Origin of the sequence: Mixta intestinalis, assembly GCF_009914055.1 — a bacterium.
Lineage (GTDB): Bacteria > Pseudomonadota > Gammaproteobacteria > Enterobacterales > Enterobacteriaceae > Mixta > Mixta intestinalis.
This window is the reverse complement of the sequence record NZ_CP028271.1, coordinates 3845220-3864014: the sequence shown is the minus strand read 5'-3', so window position 1 is coordinate 3864014 and position 18795 is coordinate 3845220. Positions and strand designations below refer to the sequence as shown.

Below are 18795 nucleotides of genomic sequence, written 5' to 3'. Positions count from 1 at the left end.
ATGTTAACGCGACTAAAACTTCGTCAATTACCCGCTTTAAACCTGTGCTAATGCACGATGTTGCGTCTGTTGCGGTTTCCTATACTCGCTCATAGTTTAAGCACCTTACCTTTCTACCGGCTTTTCTAATAATTACGTGCCGGGTAACACCTTACAGGGAACCGCATGAAAATAACCGCTATCGAAATTGTACGTATCGCCGTGCCATTTAGCGCACACCGGCGTCCACCATCGCAGCAGGAAATCACTTTTAATGCCGCCTCGCCATCACTCAGCCGTATGGAATCGCTGTTGGTAAAAGTAGAAACCGACAGCGGGCTGTGTGGCTGGGGAGAAGCATTTGGGCATCTGGCCAATCCGGTCAGCGAGCAGGCGATTTGCACGCTGGTTGCTCCCTTCTTCCTGAATCGTCCACTACCACAAAGCCAGCAGGCGATCGCGGCGCTGATGCAGGAAGCGGAAAAGGCGCTGCACGGCTTTGGACGCACCGGACCGGTACGCTACGCGCTTTCCGCGCTGGATATTGCGCTTTGGGATCTGCTGGGTCATTTACAACAGCAACCGTTGTGGCAGCTGCTGGGGGCAAAACGTCAGCGCATCGAGCGGTACGCCAGCCTTGTCAGCTACGACAACGATCCGGAAGAGGTGGCAATGCAGGTGCTGCGCGCCCATCGTCAGGGCTATACCACTCTTAAGCTGCACGAAACCGAAGCGAATGCCATCCGTGCCGCGCGTCAGGCGTTGCCCGACGATGTACAGCTGATGGTCGATGTTAACTGTCCGTGGACGCGTGAACAGGCCGAGGAACAGGCGCAGCTGTTGCGCCCGCTACAGCTCGGCTGGCTGGAAGAACCCATCTGGCCACCGGATGATTATCAGGGGCTGGCGCGGCTACGACGCAGCGGCGTACCGCTGGCGGCAGGCGAAAACGTCGATGGTGATATGGGCTTTCATAATCTGCTGGCAAGCGGCGCGGTGGACGTGTTGCAACCGAGCGTGGCAAAGGTCGGCGGTATCAGCGCGGCGCTACGCGTGTTCGCCCTGGCACAGCAGTATCAGGCGCGCGTCGTACCACACTGCTTCTACTACGGTGCCGGTATGCTGGCCACGGCGCATCTGGTCGCCGCCCTGCCCGACAGCGTGAAGATGGAAGTGCCTTATATCGAGTTCGAAGCCGAACTTTACCCGACACTGCCTCAGAGCGTGAGCTTTACGCTGTCAGACGAACCGGGCCTGGGCTATCAGCCCGCTCCTGATGTGCTACAGCGTTACTGTCTGTCTGACCTGCGTATCGATGCTCAAGGAGTCCAGCGCCATGTTTAAAAATTACCGTGTGGTTGTTGCCCTGCTGCTGTTCTGCGCAGGTATGTTGAACTATCTCGATCGCGCCGCGCTGTCGGTTATGGCGCCGCTGGTCAAAAAAGATTTAGATATTAACGATGCGCAGATGGGCATTCTGTTCAGCTGCTTCTTTATCGGATACTGCGCTTTCTGCTTTATCGGCGGCTGGGCTGCCGATCGCTTCGGCCCGCGCCGCGTCTACGCCTGGGCCGCTGGCATCTGGTCGCTGTTCTGCGGCGCTACCGCGCTGGTTACCGGCTTTATGCACCTGCTGGTGGTGCGTATGCTGTTCGGTATCGGTGAAGGGCCGATGGGCACTACCACCAATAAATCAATCTCTAACTGGTTTCCCAAACAGGAAGTGGGACGCGCAGTCGGCTTTACCAATGCCGGGCAGCCGCTGGGAGCCGCCATCGCCGCGCCAATCGTCGGCCTGGTAGGGCTACAGTTCGGCTGGCGCATCGCCTTTGTGGTCATCGCCGCGCTCGGCTTTGTCTGGGTAGCCTGCTGGCTGCTGCTGTTCCGCGACAGGCCGGAAGATCATCCCCGTGTCAGCGCAGAAGAGCGCAAGCTCATTACCAGCCAGCGTCCCGCCAGCCTGGCAACGGAGGTAGCGCCGCAGCAAGACAGCCATAGCCTGTGGCGCTATGTTTTCTCGCTGCCGGTCATTGGCGTTGCCAGCGCCTTCTTCTGCTTTAACTATATCCAGTATTTCTTTCTCTCCTGGCTGCCCAGCTACCTGACCGACTATCAGCATCTGGATATTAAAAGCATGAGCATTATCGGCATTCTACCGTGGCTGGGCGCAACGGCGGGCTTTCTCGGCGGCGGCATGATTTCAGATATGCTGTATCGCCGCACGCAGAACTTTTTGCTGTCGCGCAAGCTGGTGATCTTCGTTGGGCTGGCGGTGGCCGCGGTTTGTGTGCTGTTGACAGCATGGAGCCAAAGCGTGACGATGGCGGTAACGCTGATTACCCTCGCCAGCGTGTTTGCCTATATGACGCCGCAGGCCTGCTGGTCGCTGTTGCAGGATATCGTTCCTGCCGGACGTATCGGCACCGCTGGCGGCTTTGTGCATCTGCTGGCAAACCTGGCGGGTATTTTGTCACCGGGCATCACCGGCTTTTTAATTCAGTACGGCGGCGGTTATCACTCAGCCTTCGTGCTGGCGAGCATCCTGGCGCTGGCGGGCATGCTGCTGTTGGCGCTGCTGGTAAGGCAAAAAGGGGTGAATGACCTGCGCGCGCTGGCCGTACAGTAATCCTGAAGCTGCCAGAGGGATAACAGAGGCGGCAGATTATTCAACCGGCGGAGGTGTTGCGCTTTCGCCGGTTTAAGGAAGAAAACATGTACCGTTACAAAATTTACGTACTCAAACAACGGCCTGGCGGTAGCGAGCGAATGCAGGGAAGCGAAACCACTACCTGGTACCCCGACGTCGCCAGGGCCGCGTTTTGGGCAGCGTATCATGACTCCCGGTTTCAAAGCCGGGAGTTTTTATTGTTGCTAACGTCGAACCACAAACAAATAGCAGCCTACCGTTTCACCAGCCAGCCTGGCGAGCGGGACTACGTAGCCCCCGACAAGGAGTTGAATTTGTGACTACCGAAGCACAACGGCGCGCCGCCGCTAACTATCGCGCCAGAAACGCAAACCGCGCCCGTCTGCCAGGCGTGTTTTTAACCCCTGAAGAGGCTGAATTACTCGACGAGTTAGCCGAAATATACGGCACCAAACGGGATGCAATAATCGAGGGCTTAAAAATGTTGGCGAAAGCACATAAAATGCGCTGATATATGTTACGTCGCTGCCCGCACCGGTGAGAACCCGACATTAATCGTAAAAACCTGGAGCAGTCAGATAGTGAGAGACTCATAGCCAGCATCAACGTATTTATTCTGAAAAACGCGAACTGGATATTTATAAATTAGCTACTGGTAAAGGCGAACCTTATTATTTTACTGTTTAGGTTTAAAAATCAGCAGTGCAATTCTCATCAGCAGTTCTACCGTACCGAATACAGACGTCAGGATTACACAATACCACGCGATACTTTCCGGTAGTATGCTCAACCCGCCTTGAGGTGTCACACCGGCAGAACTCAGGCATACCCAGCCGAACAGAATGCCTGGAATCAATATAATTTCACGCAATCGTTTTTTATTTACCATGAGCACTGAACATCCTGTTATTATCGCCGCCATTACCACCACTGGCGCGGGGGAGTACACATCCATCTGACTATAACTGGTTTACCTTCGTGTGAAAGGAGAAACCATTATATAAACCCCCGAATAATCGGGAACTTTACAGTACAATTTGGCTTACTAACCCGCTTTTTGTAATTATACAGTACCCTTCAGCCTTATTATACTGCTCCAGGAATCGGTGTCCGGATACTGAAACGCGATAACGTGGTCTCGATGGATTCTTATCATACACAGTATCAACCAGCCCGTTATTAATACGATATTAGCAACATTGCCAAATCCTGGGATGCCTCGTGTAGCGAGTGTACGATCAAGCATTTTTTAACCAGGTTATTAGTTCGGCTTGTTGGCTTCCCGGCAAGCTATTGTACAAACCTAACAGCTCAGCCTTATCACAACTCAAAAAGCCGCCCATATTTGAAACGGTTTATCCCTGCTCGCGCGGGGAACACTTCCTGAACGAGCGAAAAAATAGTAGGGGTTTCGGTTTATCCCCGCTCACGCGGGGAACACTGGAAACTGGTGCCGGTTGAGCCGACTGAGAGCGGTTTATCCCCGCTCGCGCGGGGAACACGAGGGCATGTTAGAGGACAAATTCGACGCGACCGGTTTATCCCCGCTCGCGCGGGGAACACCTCGCCTACGGTGCCGAGCAGGCGATAACGGCCGGTTTATCCCCGCTCGCGCGGGGAACACCTCACGTGCCGCGCTGTACACACCTATCGACACGGTTTATCCCCGCTCACACGGGGAACACGCCCTCAGATTGCGCAGCGTCCTCACTAATATCGGTTTATCCCCGCTCACGCGGGGAACACTATGGAAAAACATTACTGTTATTACCGTTTTCCGGTTTATCCCCGCTCACGCGGGGAACACTCCACAGAAACAGCGAAAGGGCGCCTGAGAGCCGGTTTATCCCCGCTCACGCGGGGAACACAATGCTCAGGAGATATATAATGAAAAATTACCCGGTTTATCCCCGCTCACGCGGGGAACACCAGTGGCTCTACTGGTGGTTCCACAATTTTGTCGGTTTATCCCCGCTCACGCGGAGAACACGCGCAGAGTCCCCCTTTTCCCAACGTAATTGGCGGTTTATCCCCGCTCACGCGGGGAACACTTTGGTGCCACGTCAGGTGTTAACAGTGCCCTCGGTTTATCCCCGCTCACGCGGGGAACACATGCTCACAATCACGTCCAGGCTATCCAGAACCGGTTTATCCCCGCTCACGCGGGGAACACCGGGCACAGTCCAGGTCCTGCTGGTTACCCCACGGTTTATCCCCGCTCACGCGGGGAACACACTCACCCGATTCCACAGCAGACGATCGCATTCGGTTTATCCCCGCTCACGCGGGGAACACACTCACCCGATTCCACAGCAGACGATCGCATTCGGTTTATCCCCGCTCACGCGGGGAACACCCCGATGGCGTTCCACGGGAAAACAGCCAGTGCGGTTTATCCCCGCTCACGCGGGGAACACGGCTCCAGAGCGCTAAAAACAATTTGATTATCCGGTTTATCCCCGCTCACGCGGGGAACACTCTAAAATTATATCCTTGATTCTAAAGAAAAAATCAACAGAGAATAAATCTACCGCTTATTTCCCATTTTTTCATTTATTTATCTGGTTGAAATAAAAATACTTTTTTAAACCAGCCGATAAATCTTACCGTTCTACCAACTGACCTATGTCTATTTTCATCCCTCTCAACTATCCCTTTTTTACTTTATCTGCTCTCCGACATACTATTTCGCCACCTCAATAGCGCAGCCCTACACGCAACCATAAGGAAGCCGGGATGAAAACGAAGTCGATAACCCTCTATGACGTGGCACAGCATGCTGGCGTCTCTTACCAGACCGTATCACGCGTTATTAATCAGGCTGACAACGTTGCAGAAAAAACCCGGTTAAAAGTAGAAGCGGCGATGGCAGCGCTGAATTACGTCCCCAATCGCGTCGCGCAGCAGCTGGCTGGAAAAATGGGACATACCATCGGCCTTGCAACCGCCGATCTCTCGCTCCACGCTCCCTCACAAATCGCTGCCGCTATCAAATCTCGCGCCGGGCAGATGCGCTTTAACGTAGTGATTTCCATGACAGAACAAAGCGGGCTGGATGCTGCCAGAGCCGCCATTAATAACCTGCTGGCGCAGCGCGTGGATGGACTGGTAGTCAACATTCCGCTACAGGATGACGAAGCGCAAAGCCTGGCGGCGCTCTGTCAGGATGTGCCGGTGCTGTTTCTTGATGTCTCACCGCAGCTGGCTGCAAACAGCGTCATTTTCGATCCGGCGCAAGGCGCGCAGCTGGGCGTCACACACCTGTTAAGCCTCGGTCATCGCGATATCGCTCTGCTGGCGGGGCCGCAAAGTTCCGTTTCCGCACGCCTGCGCTTTGAAGGCTGGCAGACGGCGCTGATGCAGCAACAGCTTCAGGCCTCGGCGATAATGGAAGGCGACTGGAGCGCGCTGTCCGGTTATCAGCAGGTTACCCGCTTATTGAATGAAGGCGTGCTGCCTGGCGCTATTCTGGTTGCCAACGACCAAATGGCCCTGGGCGCGCTGCGGGCGCTTTCCGAAGCAGGCTTGCAGGTGCCGGGTGAGGTTTCGGTTATCGGCTATGACGATACCGCCGACAGCGCCTGCTTTATTCCACCGCTCACCACCATCAAGCAGGATTTTCGCGCACTGGGTAACAACAGCGTGGAACGCCTGATTGCAATGATCCGCCAGCCGGAAGCGCCGATCCGCTCCGATCTGCTACCGGTCAGCCTGGTGATACGCAAAACAACGGCCCCGCCGCACCAGGGTACCCTCTCTCCGCAGGCCTTATCAGAAGCACTGATGCGGCTGGCAAGGCAGGCGGCGCGTCTGAAATAGCTGCGCAGCGGCGGCGTTATTTGTGAATCTCGTCACCGATTTCGGTGACGCGCCTTTACAATCGAGCCGGGTAAAATCATATTTCCCTTAAATTGTGAGCGTATCGCAAAATAAGGAACCGGATATGATGGTAAAAGCAGGCTCACCCGCTGCTTCACTCAGCGCCATTCTGGCACGTCGCGACTGGGAAAACCCGGCGGTCACTCAACTCAATCAGCTTTCGGCGCACCCGCCGTTTTGCAGCTGGCGCACACCGGAAGCCGCACGGGACGACCGTCCTTCCACCAGCCTGCACAGCCTCAACGGACGCTGGGCATTCAGCTATTTCACGCAGCCGGAGGCCGTACCGGAAATCTGGCTACAGGAAGATCTGCCTGATGCAGATGACATTAACGTGCCGTCAAACTGGCAAATGCTGGGTTATGATGCGCCCATTTACACCAACGTAAATTATCCCATTCCGGTTAATCCGCCCTTTGTTCCGGTAGAGAATCCAACAGGATGTTATTCGCTCACATTTAACGTAGATGAAACGTGGCTGGCAGACGGTCAGACGCGCATTATCTTCGATGGCGTAAATTCCGCTTTTCATCTGTGGTGTAACGGTCACTGGATCGGTTACGCGCAGGACAGCCGACTGCCTTCCGAATTTGACCTTAGCGCGGTGCTTAAGCCAGGTGCTAATCGCCTGGCGGTGATGGTGCTGCGCTGGAGCGACGGCAGCTACCTGGAAGATCAGGATATGTGGCGCATGAGCGGTATTTTCCGCGACGTCTCGCTGCTGCATAAACCGCAAACCGCGATTAGCGATATGCAGGTAGAAACACATCTGAATGAAAGCTTCAGCCATGCCGAGCTTGAGGCACGCGTTACCGTTAACGGCGATAGCCTGGAGAAGATGCGGGTAACGATCCAGCTTTGGTCCGGCGCGGAAAAGCTGAGCGAACGCCAACAGCCGCTCGGCAGCGATATTATTGATGAGCGTGGTGCCTGGAACGATCGTACCACGCTACGCCTGCCGGTTAACGCGCCGCAGCTGTGGAGCGCAGAAACGCCAACGCTTTATCGTCTGGTGGTATTACTGCACGATGACAGCGGCAGGCTGCTGGAAGCAGAAGCATGCGATGTCGGTTTCCGTAAAGTAGAAATTTCTCAGGGGCTGCTTAAGCTGAACGGTAAACCGCTGTTGATCCGTGGCACCAATCGTCATGAACATCATCCGCAAAACGGTCAGGTGATGGATGAAGAAACCATGCTGCGCGATATCTTTCTGATGAAGCAGCATAATTTTAATGCGGTGCGCTGCTCCCACTATCCCAACCATCCGCTCTGGTATCGGCTGTGTGACCGCTACGGTCTGTATGTGGTGGACGAAGCGAATATCGAAACGCACGGCATGGTGCCGATGAGCCGCCTGTCTAACGATCCTGGCTGGCTGCCCGCGATGAGCGAACGCGTAACGCGCATGGTGCAGCGCGACCGTAACCATCCCTCAATTATTATCTGGTCGCTGGGCAATGAATCGGGCCACGGCGTTAATCATGATGCGCTCTACCGCTGGATTAAATCCAACGATCCAACGCGTCCGGTGCAGTACGAAGGCGGCGGTGCCAACAGTGCAGCAACGGATATTGTCTGCCCGATGTACGCCCGCGTCGATCAGGATCAGCCGTTCCCGCAGGTGCCAAAATGGTCAATTAAAAAATGGATTGGCCTGCCGGACGAGCATCGCCCGCTGATTTTGTGCGAATACGCACATGCGATGGGCAACAGCTTTGGCGGCTTTCATAAATACTGGCAGGCGTTCCGTCAGTATCCACGCTTACAGGGCGGCTTTGTCTGGGACTGGGTCGATCAGTCGCTTACCCGCTACGATGAAAACGGCAAGCCTTATTCCGCCTACGGCGGCGACTTTGGCGATACGCCCAACGATCGTCAGTTCTGCATGAATGGTCTGGTCTTCGCCGATCGCACGCCGCATCCGGCACTTTATGAAGCCCAGCAGGCACAACAGTTCTTCCAGTTCACGCTGAAAAAAGAAACGCCGGTAACGCTGGAGATTACCAGCGAATATCTGTTCCGCCGCAGCGACAACGAGCAACTGATCTGGACGCTGGCGCAGGAAGGCCGCACGTTGGCCAGCGGCACGGTCAGGCTGGATATTGCGCCAGAAGGTTCGCAACAGATTGTGCTGGATAAACTGCCGACAATCACAGAAAGCGGCCAGGTCTGGTTAACGGTGCAGGTAGAGCAGATTGCCGCTACCGCCTGGTCAGAGGCAGGTCATATTTGCGCCTGGCAACAGTGGCGTCTGGCGGCACCGTTAACGCTGCCTGCCACACCATCCGCTAAGGGCGAAGCGCCACGGCTCACCGCCAGCGACAGTGATTTTACCATTGAGCTTGGCACCCAGCGCTGGCAGTTCAGCCGTGAAAACGGCCTGCTGATGCAGTGGTGGAAAGCCGGGCAACCCGCGCTGCTTCAGCCTTTACAGGATCAGTTTACCCGTGCGCCACTGGATAACGATATCGGTATCAGCGAAGTAGCGCGTATCGATCCCAACGCCTGGGTGGAGCGCTGGAAGGCGGCGGGTTTTTATCAGATGGAACCGCAGCTGGAGCTGTGCGAAGCGGAGCAGCTTAGCGTTGAAGTACAGCTGCGCACCGTACACAGCTGGCGCTGGCAGGACAAGGTACTGTTTATCAGCCGAAAAACCTGGCGCATTGATAGTGCGGGCGAGCTGCATATCAGCGTGGATGTAGATATCGCGGCAGGCATTCCAGCCCCGGCGCGCATCGGCCTGAGCTGTCAGCTGGCGGAGGTCCATCCGCAGGTAAGCTGGCTTGGCCTTGGTCCGCATGAAAATTATCCCGATCGCAAACAATCTGCCCGCTATGACCGCTGGCAATTACCGCTGGAAGCACTTTATACGCCTTATGTATTCCCCAGTGAAAACGGTCTGCGCTGTGATAGTGAGTGGTTACAGTATGGCGACAGCGAATGGCGCGGACGCTTTCACTTTAATCTGAGCCGCTACAGCCAGCGGCAGCTGCATGAGGTTACGCATCGACACCTGTTACAGGAAGAGCCTGGAAGCTGGCTGAATCTGGACGGATTCCATATGGGCGTCGGCGGCGACGATTCCTGGAGTCCCAGCGTCTCGGAGGAATATCTGTTACAGGACCATCACTATCATTATGCCGTAAGCTGGGTGCGCCGCTAATGCGCATCTGACGTTAGCCGGAGCGGGTCTGCCCAGTCCGCTCCGGGATGAAAGTAAGGAAAAATAATATGTATTACCTGAGAAATACTAACTTCTGGATGTTCGGGCTGTTCTTCTTTTTCTATTTCTTCATCATGGGAGCCTATTTTCCCTTTTTTCCCATCTGGTTACACGACATTAATCACCTGAGCAAAAGCGATACCGGCATTGTGTTCGCCAGCATTTCGCTCTTTTCACTGCTTTTTCAGCCGGTATTTGGCCTGCTATCCGATAAGCTCGGCCTGAAAAAACATCTTCTGTGGATTATCACCGGTATGCTGGTGATGTTTGCGCCCTTCTTTATTTATGTGCTTGGCCCGCTACTACAGGCCAATATCCTGCTGGGCGCTATCGTCGGCGGTATCTATCTGGGCTTTATCTATAACGGTGGCGCGCCGGCCATTGAAGCCTATGTGGAAAAAGTCAGCCGTCGCAGCCAGTTTGAATTTGGCCGTGCGCGCATGTTCGGCTGCGTCGGCTGGGCGCTGTGCGCCTCGATTGTCGGCATTATGTTTACCATCAATAACCAGTTCGTCTTCTGGCTCGGCTCCGGCTGTGCGGTGATTCTGGCTATTCTGCTGTTTATCGCTAAGCCACAGGCACAGCCTTCAGCGCAGGTGGCTGATACGCTGGGCGCCAACCATTCGCCTTTTAGCCTGCGTCTGGCGCTGGAGCTGTTTAAAGATCGCAAACTCTGGTTCCTTTCGCTGTATGTGGTCGGCGTTTCCTGCACCTACGACGTTTTCGATCAACAGTTTGCCAACTTCTTTACCTCGTTCTTTGCCACCGGCGAACAGGGAACCCGCGTTTTCGGCTATGTCACTACTATGGGCGAGCTGTTGAACGCCACGATCATGTTCTTCGCGCCGTTAATCGTAAACCGTATCGGCGGCAAGAACGCGCTGTTGCTGGCAGGCACAATTATGTCTGTACGCATTATCGGGTCTTCTTTCGCTACGTCAGCGCTGGAAGTGGTGGTGCTGAAAACGCTGCATATGTTTGAAGTGCCGTTTCTGATTGTCGGCTGCTTTAAATACATTACCAGCCAGTTTGAAGTGCGCTTCTCCGCCACCATTTACCTGGTCTGTTTCTGTTTTTTCAAACAGCTGTCGATGATCTTTATGTCGCTTTTCGCGGGCTATATGTACGACAGCATGGGCTTCCACGGCGCTTATCTGGTGTTAGGACTTATCGCCTTCTCTTTTACGCTGATTTCACTATTTACGCTTAGTGGAGAGGGACCGCTCAGCCTGATGCGTGCGCACAGTAAGAATAAAGCGAAACCAGCCTGAAACAAATTTATCGTGGCCAGCGGCTGCGATAATTACCTCAACGAATAATTAGCGCCGCAGTAGTTTAAGCTGCGGCTTTTTTATCTTTCCCGCCTTTATTTCTACGTAATAACCAACGCTTCAGAATGATGCTCGCATTCCCTAAATCCCTGTTTTCCGCCCGCGTTTGAAATTATTACTTATTAAACAAACCATTAATTACTCGCCCATCAAATAACCAAAAAGACATAATTCATTTCTATAAATACAAAGCCATGACATTGACATGGTTAATAAAGAAGCATAGCTTTAGCAATACTGTACATATATACAGTATTTTGCTTTTTTTATTAATTTCACGTCAAAGAGGCATTTATTATGAGTGATGAAGATAATCGCACTCCAATCGATCCGGCAGCGGAAAATAGCCATACCGCGCCCGCCGGAGAGGGAAGCAATAATGCAACCAGCTTTGCAGCAAAAGCGGTTTCACCAATAGATTTGGGGGGTGAGCTTTACAAATATCTGGGTGAAGGACTCTTTCAGTTTGCTTCACAGAAAAAGCCCTGTTTTCTGCTGTATCTTAATCCTCTCTCCTGGGTATGGAGTATGGAACGCAGCAACGGCGACGGCGTCGCCGCCTGCTTCGCCACTACGGCAGAAAAGCAGGCAGCAATTACCGAGCTGACCGGTTTTGCCCCGCCACCGAAATATACCCCGGATATGCTCAATAAGGCGGCAGCTGTAATGGCCGGTGCAGGCGCGCTGGCGATGACAAATGTTGCCGGACGGCTACAGCTGGCAATAGGAGGAGCTGGCGCAGTCACGCTCGCCAGCGATGCGGCGCTCATGATGTCCCGTGCCGTTATGCTGCTCAGTCGGGCGGTGGCGTTACACCCCGTCGGCGCCGCCATTACCGTGTTGACGATAGCGTACTATGCTAATGGCGGCAGGCTTAAATTGCCCCGTGTGCCAATGGCGCTTTCCGTACCGCTGAGCAAGATACAGGGAAGCTTCCAGAATCTGTATCCGGATGCCAAAACGGCAAATCTGCCCATACGCGGCAGATTAACAGCAGATGATGAATATATCTCGCTGGAGCTGGAGAGCAGCGAGCTTTCATACGAGATCCCGGTCCTGCATCCGGAACGCAACCCGGAAACCGGGCTGGATGAAATTACGGTGCCGGCCACCGCAAACACACCGGAATATACCATCCAGATAACCCCGGTGGCACCATCCAGTACCGGCAACCAGGAGCCGGTACCGGTACTGCCAAACCATACCGGCTCCGATATTGAAGTGGTGGAAGGCCCGATGGTCATCACCACGCCAGCGGCGGACAGCGACGGATGGCAGGATTTCATCTACTGGCGGCCCGATGCCAAAGGCACCGGCCTGGAGCCGGTGTATGTGATGACGGTCAGTATCATTGAAGCCAAACGGCAACAACGTCTGGATGAAGTTGCCGAAGTATTTGATAAAAATAAACCAACTCAAACTTTAACTATTGAGGGAGAAACACTTAAACAAGAGCCAGAAAGCAATCGGTAAGGGACAACTAAAATCTTTGACAGCACTCAACTAACAGAACAGGTTTTTGAGTATGCTCAAGAACTGGCAGGTAGTAAAAAATTAACCGAAGTTAACCCAGGGATTTTCAATGCAAAATTAGAGGATGATACAATAATAAACTTAAGAAACCGTTCATCATCCAATAAGGAGGTAAGATGGGCCATCGATATAAAACGTAATAAACGACTCTCTGATGTATCAAGCAAATATGGATACAAAGTAGAACTTAAATTTAGGTGAGAAAAATGCTAACAAATGAAGAGTATAAAGAAATAACAGGTGCCGCTGAATTACAAGCTTTAGATAGCTTATGGGCTTACAGTATACCCGATAATAGATCGCCAGAAAATTTTTCTTTTAGTGAAAGGAAAGAAGTATTTTTCTATTTATTAGAAAAACTACTTCAGGAAGGACGTATTAGACTAGCTAAAAATGGTGTTTTTTTAGAAGGGAAACTTAAAGAGCAGGTAGAAATGTTACGAAGTAGGTTTCCAAAAAATGAAATTGAAATGAATGATGGTGCCTGGTTTTTTTATGATCGCTGCCCTGGCGGGGCGGTCTGGTTTCTTCCCGGACGCCCCCCAGAATGGACATAAAAAATCACATGAGCCTGCCATCAAACGCCATCATTATAGTGGCATTTACTAATTAAATTTGATTCACTACTATTTCTGCATTTCCTGTTTATTAATTAATGAATGTAAAAATAAAATGCGTATTAAAAATAGCAAATAACCAGTTATGGTACAGCCCGCAACGAAAGGTCTGAAGCATACAAAACTTTAAGATTTATCACATACAAAAATCATTTATACTGTTGATGATTTGAGGATAACAATACTTATGTAGTATATTAAAATCCATAATGGAGGTTATGATAAATGAAAAAGAAAAGTATTACGGATTATACTGAACAGGAATTCTTAGAGTTCGTCTGGAAAATTTGGGATAGTGAACAATTAACCGAACAAGAAGAAAATAAATTAGTGGATGAATTTCGCCGGCTAACAGAACATCCTGATGGTTCTAACCTTATATTTTATCCCAGAGATGATCGTGAAGACTCGCCAGAAGGCATCGTCCAGGAATTAAAAGAGTGGCGCGCTAAGAACGGCAAGCCGGGATTTAAGAACAGTTAACCTACAGCACCATAACGCCATACGTTTATATGGCATTATTTATTAGGCTAATACAGACAATAATATATGATAAGGAACCTAATATTAGTCACACCAATAAAAAAGATAACTTTAAGGTAAATCTTACTATACTTGGATCTTTTTCGGCATTAAATTCAATTCAAATAAAAAAGTAAGGAAAAAAGATAAGCGTTAACACCTTAATAAAGAATAACAGGATATTTTTTGTTATCGTTAATATTAGAATAATCACACTCAAAATGCATCCTACATTCATAAATGAGGCTAGTTAAAATGAGCAAAAAAACAATTCCGGATTATACTGAAGCAGAATTCCTTGGGCTTGTCAGGAAAATTTGGCGAGTAGAGGGAAAAACCGAAGCCGATTATGCTAAATTAATCCTTGAATTCAGGAGATTAGCGGAACATCCTGAAGGCTACAATCTTATTTTTTATCCAAAAAAAGATCGCGAGGACTCCCCAGAAGGTGTCGTTAAAGAAGTAAAAGAGTGGCGAGCCAGGAACGGTAAGCCTGGATTTAAGGACAGTTAATCTACAGCTCCATAACACCATGCTTTTGCATGGCGTTATTTAGTAAGCTCATACAGACAATAATATATGATAAGGAACCTAACATTAGTTACACTAATAAACAATATATCTTTAAGTTAACTTTTATTATACCTGGATCTTTATCAGCATTGGATTCATTTCAAATAAAAAAGCAAAAAAAATAAGCTTTAACATCTGGATAAATAATAACAGGGTATCTTTTGTTATCGTTAATATTAAAATAATCACACTAAAACTGCATCTTATATTCATAAATGAGAGTAGATAGAATGAGCAAGAAAACCATTACTGATTATACTGAACAGGAATTCTTAGAGTTCGTCTGGAAAATTTGGGATAGTGAAGAATTAACTGAAAAAGAAGAGAATGCATTAATTTTTGAATTTGAGCGATTAACGGAACATCCTGATGGATCGGATCTTATTTGTTATCCCAGAGATGACCGTGAAGACTCGCCAGAAGGTATCGTCCAGGAAGTAAAAGAGTGGCGAGCCAATAACGGTAAGCCTGGATTCAAAGACAGCTAACTGGCTTTTTCTACAGCACCGAATTTTCATAAGTTATTAATAAATAACATCCCAGCTTAGAGAACGTCTGCAAATTCAATCAGAGATAAAATAATGAAAAATAAATTACTGACTGATAAAGAGTATGAAGAGATAACAGGCGCTGCTGAAATGCAAGATCTGAACGGCCTTTGGGCTTACAGCATACCCACTAATAAAATACCTGAGAATTTTTCTTTCAATGAAAGAAAGGAAACATTTTTCTATCTGTTAGAAAAACTGCTCCAGGAAGGGCGCATTAAATTAGAAAAGCTTTGGCCATTAAAGATTAATTCGGCAAACCACAGATGCTAACAACAGCACATTGGCCTGGCGAGACTGGGCCAGCGGTTATCAGGGCGTAAACAGCAGCATGATCTGCGAAAGCCGACTAAAAAAGCGCTCCATCAGATAGCTAAAGTAGGGCGAAAGGTGATTGACTGACAGCAGCAGCGCCAGCATACCTGCGGTTAAGGTTAGCGGAAAACCAACCACGAAGATCGATAGCTGCGGCGTCAGGCGGTTAAGCAGCCCCAGCGTCAGGTTAATTGCCAGCAGCAGCGTAATGACCGGCAGCCCCAGCCCCACGCCGCACTGAAAAATTAGCCCCGCTGTCTGAGCAAGTGCGAAAAAAGCATCACGGCTAAGCGGCGCCGTGCTGATGGGGATCAGCTGAAAACTCTCCGCCAAAACATTCAGCATCAGCAAATGGCCGTTGAACAGCAGAAACAGCAGAATGGAAAGCAGATTAAGTACGCGAGCTATTACCGGCATATTTTCGCCGCCGGAGGGATCGAAAAAGGTAGCGAAGGAAAGTCCCATTTGCAGGCCGATAATCTCACCGGCGTAGCGCACGGCAACGAAAATCATCTGTATCGTCAGCCCCATTGCTGCGCCAATCAGCATCTGCTGGCAGCCAACCCACAACCCCATAATGGAGAATAACGGTACGGTATTATCCGGCAGATTGTGACCAATAAGGAAAGTAATCAGCGCCGCCAGCCCAACCTTGACCCGCACGCCCATGGCCTTATCGTTAAATACCGGCGCGGTGCTGAACAGCGCCAGAATACGCATCAGCGGCCAAAAGTAGTGGCTCACCAGCAGCGGCAGCGCGTCCAGCGAGTAACTCATCGTTTCAACCAATCATTTGCGGCAGATTAGTATAAAGCGCGCGCATATAATCCAGCATGGTTGCCAGCATCGTAGGGCCAAGCGCGACGACAACTGCCACAATCACCAGAATTTTAGGGATGAAGCTTAGCGTCATCTCATTAATCTGGGTAGAGGCCTGCAAAATACTGACGATGAGCCCGGTAACCAGCGCAGCGAGCAGCAGCGGTGCAGCGATAATCAGCCCCACCTTGATCGCCTGGAACCCCATAGCCATTACGCTATCCGGCGTCATATATCCTCCTGCCTGTTAATAAAAGGTCTGTGCCAGCGAGCCCATGATCAGCTGCCAGCCATCTACCAGCACGAACAGCACCAGCTTAAACGGCAGCGAAATGGTGGCGGGCGGCACCATCATCATCCCCAGCGCCATCAGTACGCTGGCAACGACCAGGTCGATAATCAAAAAGGGAATGAAGACGGCAAAGCCGATTTGAAAGCCAGTTTTAAGTTCGCTGGTAACGAAAGCGGGTAACAGGATGCGCAACGGCACTTCATCGGGCGTAGCGAAATTGTCCAGCTTCGCCATACGGGTATAAAGCGCTAAATCCGCTTCGCGCGTGTGGCTCAGCATAAACTCGCGCATTGGCTTTGCTGCACGCGGCAGCGCTTCCTCCAGCGAAATCTTATCCTGCGACAGCGGCAGCCACGCATCGTCATAGACCTGGTTAAATACCGGCGACATCACAAAAAAGGTCAAAAACAGCGCCAGCCCCAATAGTACCTGGTTTGGCGGTGTGGAAGGCGTTCCCAGCGCGTTACGCAATAATCCCAGCACGATAATCACGCGGGTAAAACCGGTCATCATCAGCAGGATAGCGGGTAAAAAGGTCAGGGAGGTGAGCAGAACCAGCGTCTGAATCGGCAAAGACCAACCTTCCCCACCGCTGGTACTACGCGTCAACAAAATATCGCCGTTAGCAGCCCAGGCGGCGTGCGTCGGCAGCAGCAGCAACGGCAACAGCAGCGCAATAAAACGGTGCCGCCATAGCGCACTCAACATCAGTTTCACTCCTCAGGTTCCGCCTTATCGCGTTTTAACAGACGCTTCAGGGTCCGCTGAAAATTTGGCGTCTCGTTCAGCTCCTGTGGCACAGGGGCCGACAGGCGGCCCAAACGCGTAATAGCGCCCGGCGTCACGCCCAGCAGTAGCCGCTCGCCGTCTACCTCAACGACCACCAGCCGCTCCCGCTGTCCCAGCGAGTAGCTGGCTTTTATCGCTATCATATTGCCATCTGCGCGCAGGCGAGACGCCAGCCCACTGCGCCGCGCCAGCCAGGCGCAGGCAAAGATCAGCAAAATAACCAACGCCATTGCGCCGCCAATTTGCGTTACCAGAGAGGCAGGCGTGGAAGTATCTGTCATGGCGGATCGGCCTGTTTCCGTTAGCGCTGTTGCGCGGCATCAGCGGCTTAAGCGCTGCATACGTTCAGAAGGAGTAATAATATCGGTAATACGAATACCGAATTTATCGGATACCACAACCACTTCGCCCTGGGCGATTAAGTAACCGTTGATCAGGATATCGAGTGGTTCACCGGCCAGACCATCCAGCGTGACCACTGAGCCCTGGCTGAGACGCAGTAGTTCTTTAATGGTCATTTTGGTGCGTCCCAGCTCAACGGTCATCTTTACTGGAATATCCAGGATAAGCTTGAGATCTTCGCTGAACGCAGCCACCGGCGCATCTTTCGGCATCATCGGCGCAGCAGGCTGGCTTTCTGCCGTCATCTGTTCCGCCAATGCTTCGCCCCAGAGGCTATCCACTGATTCGTCAGCACCAGACGGTAGTTTGGCGTCACTCATGGGGACTCTGCTCCTTATTTAATGACGGTAAAGTCGGATTTAGTAATTGCTCAACCTTGAGGGCATACTGACCATTAACGCTGCCATATTTCCCCGTCAGCACCGGATAACCATCCACGCAGGCTTCAACATATTCCGGCTTATCCAGCGGAATAACATCACCGGTTTGCAGCTCCAGAATTTTTGACAGCCGCGTCTGCACCTCGGTGAAATTGGCAATCAGTTCCACTTCGGTATCTTTTACCTGCGTTGCCAGTACCGTGCGCCACTGATCGTCCTCCTGGCGGGAGTTTTCCAGCGGCGGGTTAGTTAGTAACTCGCGTAATGGTTCGATAATGCTGAAGGGAATGCAGATATCGAATTCGCCGCTTTGCGAACCGATTTCCACATAAAACGGCGTTGTCACCACGATATCGTTTGGCGACGAGGTAATGTTGGTGAATTTCACCTGTATCTCGGCACGCACGTATTCAGTTTTCAGGGTAAAAATGGAGCTCCAGGCGTAGTCATACGCCTCCAGCGCCATCGACAGCATACGTTTAATAATGCGCTGTTCCGTTGGCGTAAATTCGCGCCCTTCTACTTTGGTAGGAAAGCGTCCATCGCCGCCGAACAGGTTATCCACCGCCATAAATACCAGGCTGGGCGAGAAGACGAACAGCGCCGTCCCGCGTAGCGGGTTCATATGCACCAGATTCAGGTTGGTAGGTACCGGCAGATTACGGGCAAATTCGTGGTAGGGCTGAATCTTGATATTTCCGGCGGTAATATCCGGGCTACGACGCAGCAGATTAAACAACCCGATGCGGAACTGGCGCGCAAAGCGTTCGTTGATAATCTCAAGGGAATGCAGGCGCTCACGCACCACGCGGCGCTGAGTATTCGGATCGTACGGCTTAATCGACTCATCACCGCTGAGACTTTCCACGACATGCTCAGCGTCGCTGTTACTACCACCATTCAGCAGGCGATCAATTTCCGCCTGCGATAAGATGCTGTCAGACAT

Annotated in this window: 19 protein-coding genes and 1 CRISPR repeat array; of the genes, 12 read left to right on the top strand and 7 right to left on the bottom strand. The window is 51.4% G+C overall.

All coding sequences use genetic code 11. The features are described 5' to 3' along the window. Positions 1-165 precede the first annotated feature (165 nt). The 3 genes from C7M51_RS18000 (at position 166) to C7M51_RS17990 (ending at position 3137) form a co-directional block, all read left to right on the top strand. Positions 166-1323: a mandelate racemase/muconate lactonizing enzyme family protein gene (locus C7M51_RS18000; protein ID WP_160622921.1), complete on the top strand. Its 1158-nt coding sequence runs from the start codon at positions 166-168 to the stop codon at positions 1321-1323. After that, positions 1316-2605: an MFS transporter gene (locus C7M51_RS17995; protein ID WP_160622920.1), complete on the top strand. Its 1290-nt coding sequence runs from the start codon at positions 1316-1318 to the stop codon at positions 2603-2605. The genes C7M51_RS18000 and C7M51_RS17995 overlap by 8 nt, the downstream gene beginning before the upstream one ends. A 337-nt stretch (positions 2606-2942) precedes the next feature. Further along, positions 2943-3137 carry a hypothetical protein gene (locus C7M51_RS17990; protein WP_160622919.1) on the top strand — a complete coding sequence of 65 codons (195 nt, stop codon included), beginning with the start codon at positions 2943-2945 and terminating at the stop codon, positions 3135-3137. A gap of 165 nt (positions 3138-3302) precedes the next feature. On the opposite strand, the gene C7M51_RS17985 is transcribed toward C7M51_RS17990, so the two are convergent. Beyond that, positions 3303-3515 (bottom strand): hypothetical protein, encoded by a 213-nt coding sequence (locus tag C7M51_RS17985; RefSeq protein ID WP_160622918.1) that lies wholly within the window; start codon positions 3513-3515, stop codon positions 3303-3305. Positions 3516-3977: 462 nt separating this feature from the next. Continuing rightward, positions 3978-5104: direct repeats of the CRISPR family, unit length 29 nt; unit sequence CGGTTTATCCCCGCTCACGCGGGGAACAC. 258 nt (positions 5105-5362) lie between these two features. Here C7M51_RS17985 and C7M51_RS17980 point away from each other — a divergent pair. The 9 genes from C7M51_RS17980 (at position 5363) to C7M51_RS17940 (ending at position 15125) form a co-directional block, all read left to right on the top strand. Further along, complete coding sequence (locus C7M51_RS17980; protein WP_160622917.1) at positions 5363-6445, top strand: LacI family DNA-binding transcriptional regulator; 1083 nt, start codon at positions 5363-5365, stop codon at positions 6443-6445. A 124-nt stretch (positions 6446-6569) separates the two neighbouring features. Next, positions 6570-9668, top strand: a complete 3099-nt coding sequence (locus C7M51_RS17975; protein WP_280116102.1) for a beta-galactosidase — start codon at positions 6570-6572, stop codon at positions 9666-9668. A gap of 68 nt (positions 9669-9736) precedes the next feature. Further along, the gene (locus C7M51_RS17970; RefSeq protein WP_160622916.1) at positions 9737-10999 is read left to right on the top strand and encodes an MFS transporter; all 1263 of its coding nucleotides are present in this window, start codon (positions 9737-9739) and stop codon (positions 10997-10999) included. 357 nt (positions 11000-11356) lie between these two features. After that, positions 11357-12532 carry an S-type pyocin domain-containing protein gene (locus C7M51_RS17965; protein ID WP_160622915.1) on the top strand — a complete coding sequence of 392 codons (1176 nt, stop codon included), beginning with the start codon at positions 11357-11359 and terminating at the stop codon, positions 12530-12532. Between the two features lie 266 nt (positions 12533-12798). Continuing rightward, entirely contained in the window at positions 12799-13149 is a 351-nt protein-coding gene (locus C7M51_RS17960) for a DUF596 domain-containing protein (protein WP_160622914.1), read from the top strand. 285 nt (positions 13150-13434) lie between these two features. Continuing rightward, positions 13435-13692, top strand: a complete 258-nt coding sequence (locus tag C7M51_RS17955) for a bacteriocin immunity protein (RefSeq protein ID WP_160622913.1) — start codon at positions 13435-13437, stop codon at positions 13690-13692. 294 nt (positions 13693-13986) lie between these two features. Then, a complete protein-coding gene (locus C7M51_RS17950) occupies positions 13987-14244 on the top strand; it encodes a bacteriocin immunity protein (RefSeq protein WP_160622912.1) in 258 nt (85 codons plus the stop codon). A gap of 290 nt (positions 14245-14534) precedes the next feature. Continuing rightward, positions 14535-14792 (top strand): bacteriocin immunity protein, encoded by a 258-nt coding sequence (locus C7M51_RS17945; RefSeq protein WP_160622911.1) that lies wholly within the window; start codon positions 14535-14537, stop codon positions 14790-14792. A gap of 93 nt (positions 14793-14885) precedes the next feature. Beyond that, a complete protein-coding gene (locus tag C7M51_RS17940) occupies positions 14886-15125 on the top strand; it encodes a hypothetical protein (protein WP_160622910.1) in 240 nt (79 codons plus the stop codon). A 39-nt stretch (positions 15126-15164) separates the two neighbouring features. Here C7M51_RS17940 and fliR read toward each other — a convergent pair whose 3' ends face one another. From fliR to fliM, 6 genes are read right to left on the bottom strand one after another with little or no spacing between them, the layout of a single operon-like run. After that, positions 15165-15944: a flagellar biosynthetic protein FliR gene (gene fliR, locus C7M51_RS17935; protein ID WP_160622909.1), complete on the bottom strand. Its 780-nt coding sequence runs from the start codon at positions 15942-15944 to the stop codon at positions 15165-15167. A gap of 4 nt (positions 15945-15948) precedes the next feature. Next, positions 15949-16218, bottom strand: a complete 270-nt coding sequence (gene fliQ / locus C7M51_RS17930) for a flagellar biosynthesis protein FliQ (protein WP_160622908.1) — start codon at positions 16216-16218, stop codon at positions 15949-15951. A gap of 15 nt (positions 16219-16233) precedes the next feature. Then, positions 16234-16986: a flagellar type III secretion system pore protein FliP gene (gene fliP / locus C7M51_RS17925; RefSeq protein WP_160622907.1), complete on the bottom strand. Its 753-nt coding sequence runs from the start codon at positions 16984-16986 to the stop codon at positions 16234-16236. 5 nt (positions 16987-16991) lie between these two features. Next, on the bottom strand, positions 16992-17348 hold the full coding sequence (gene fliO, locus C7M51_RS17920; protein ID WP_160622906.1) for a flagellar biosynthetic protein FliO: 357 nt from the start codon (positions 17346-17348) through the stop codon (positions 16992-16994). 39 nt (positions 17349-17387) lie between these two features. Continuing rightward, complete coding sequence (gene fliN / locus C7M51_RS17915; RefSeq protein WP_160622905.1) at positions 17388-17789, bottom strand: flagellar motor switch protein FliN; 402 nt, start codon at positions 17787-17789, stop codon at positions 17388-17390. Then, positions 17782-18795 carry a flagellar motor switch protein FliM gene (gene fliM, locus C7M51_RS17910; protein WP_160622904.1) on the bottom strand — a complete coding sequence of 338 codons (1014 nt, stop codon included), beginning with the start codon at positions 18793-18795 and terminating at the stop codon, positions 17782-17784. The genes fliN and fliM overlap by 8 nt, the downstream gene beginning before the upstream one ends.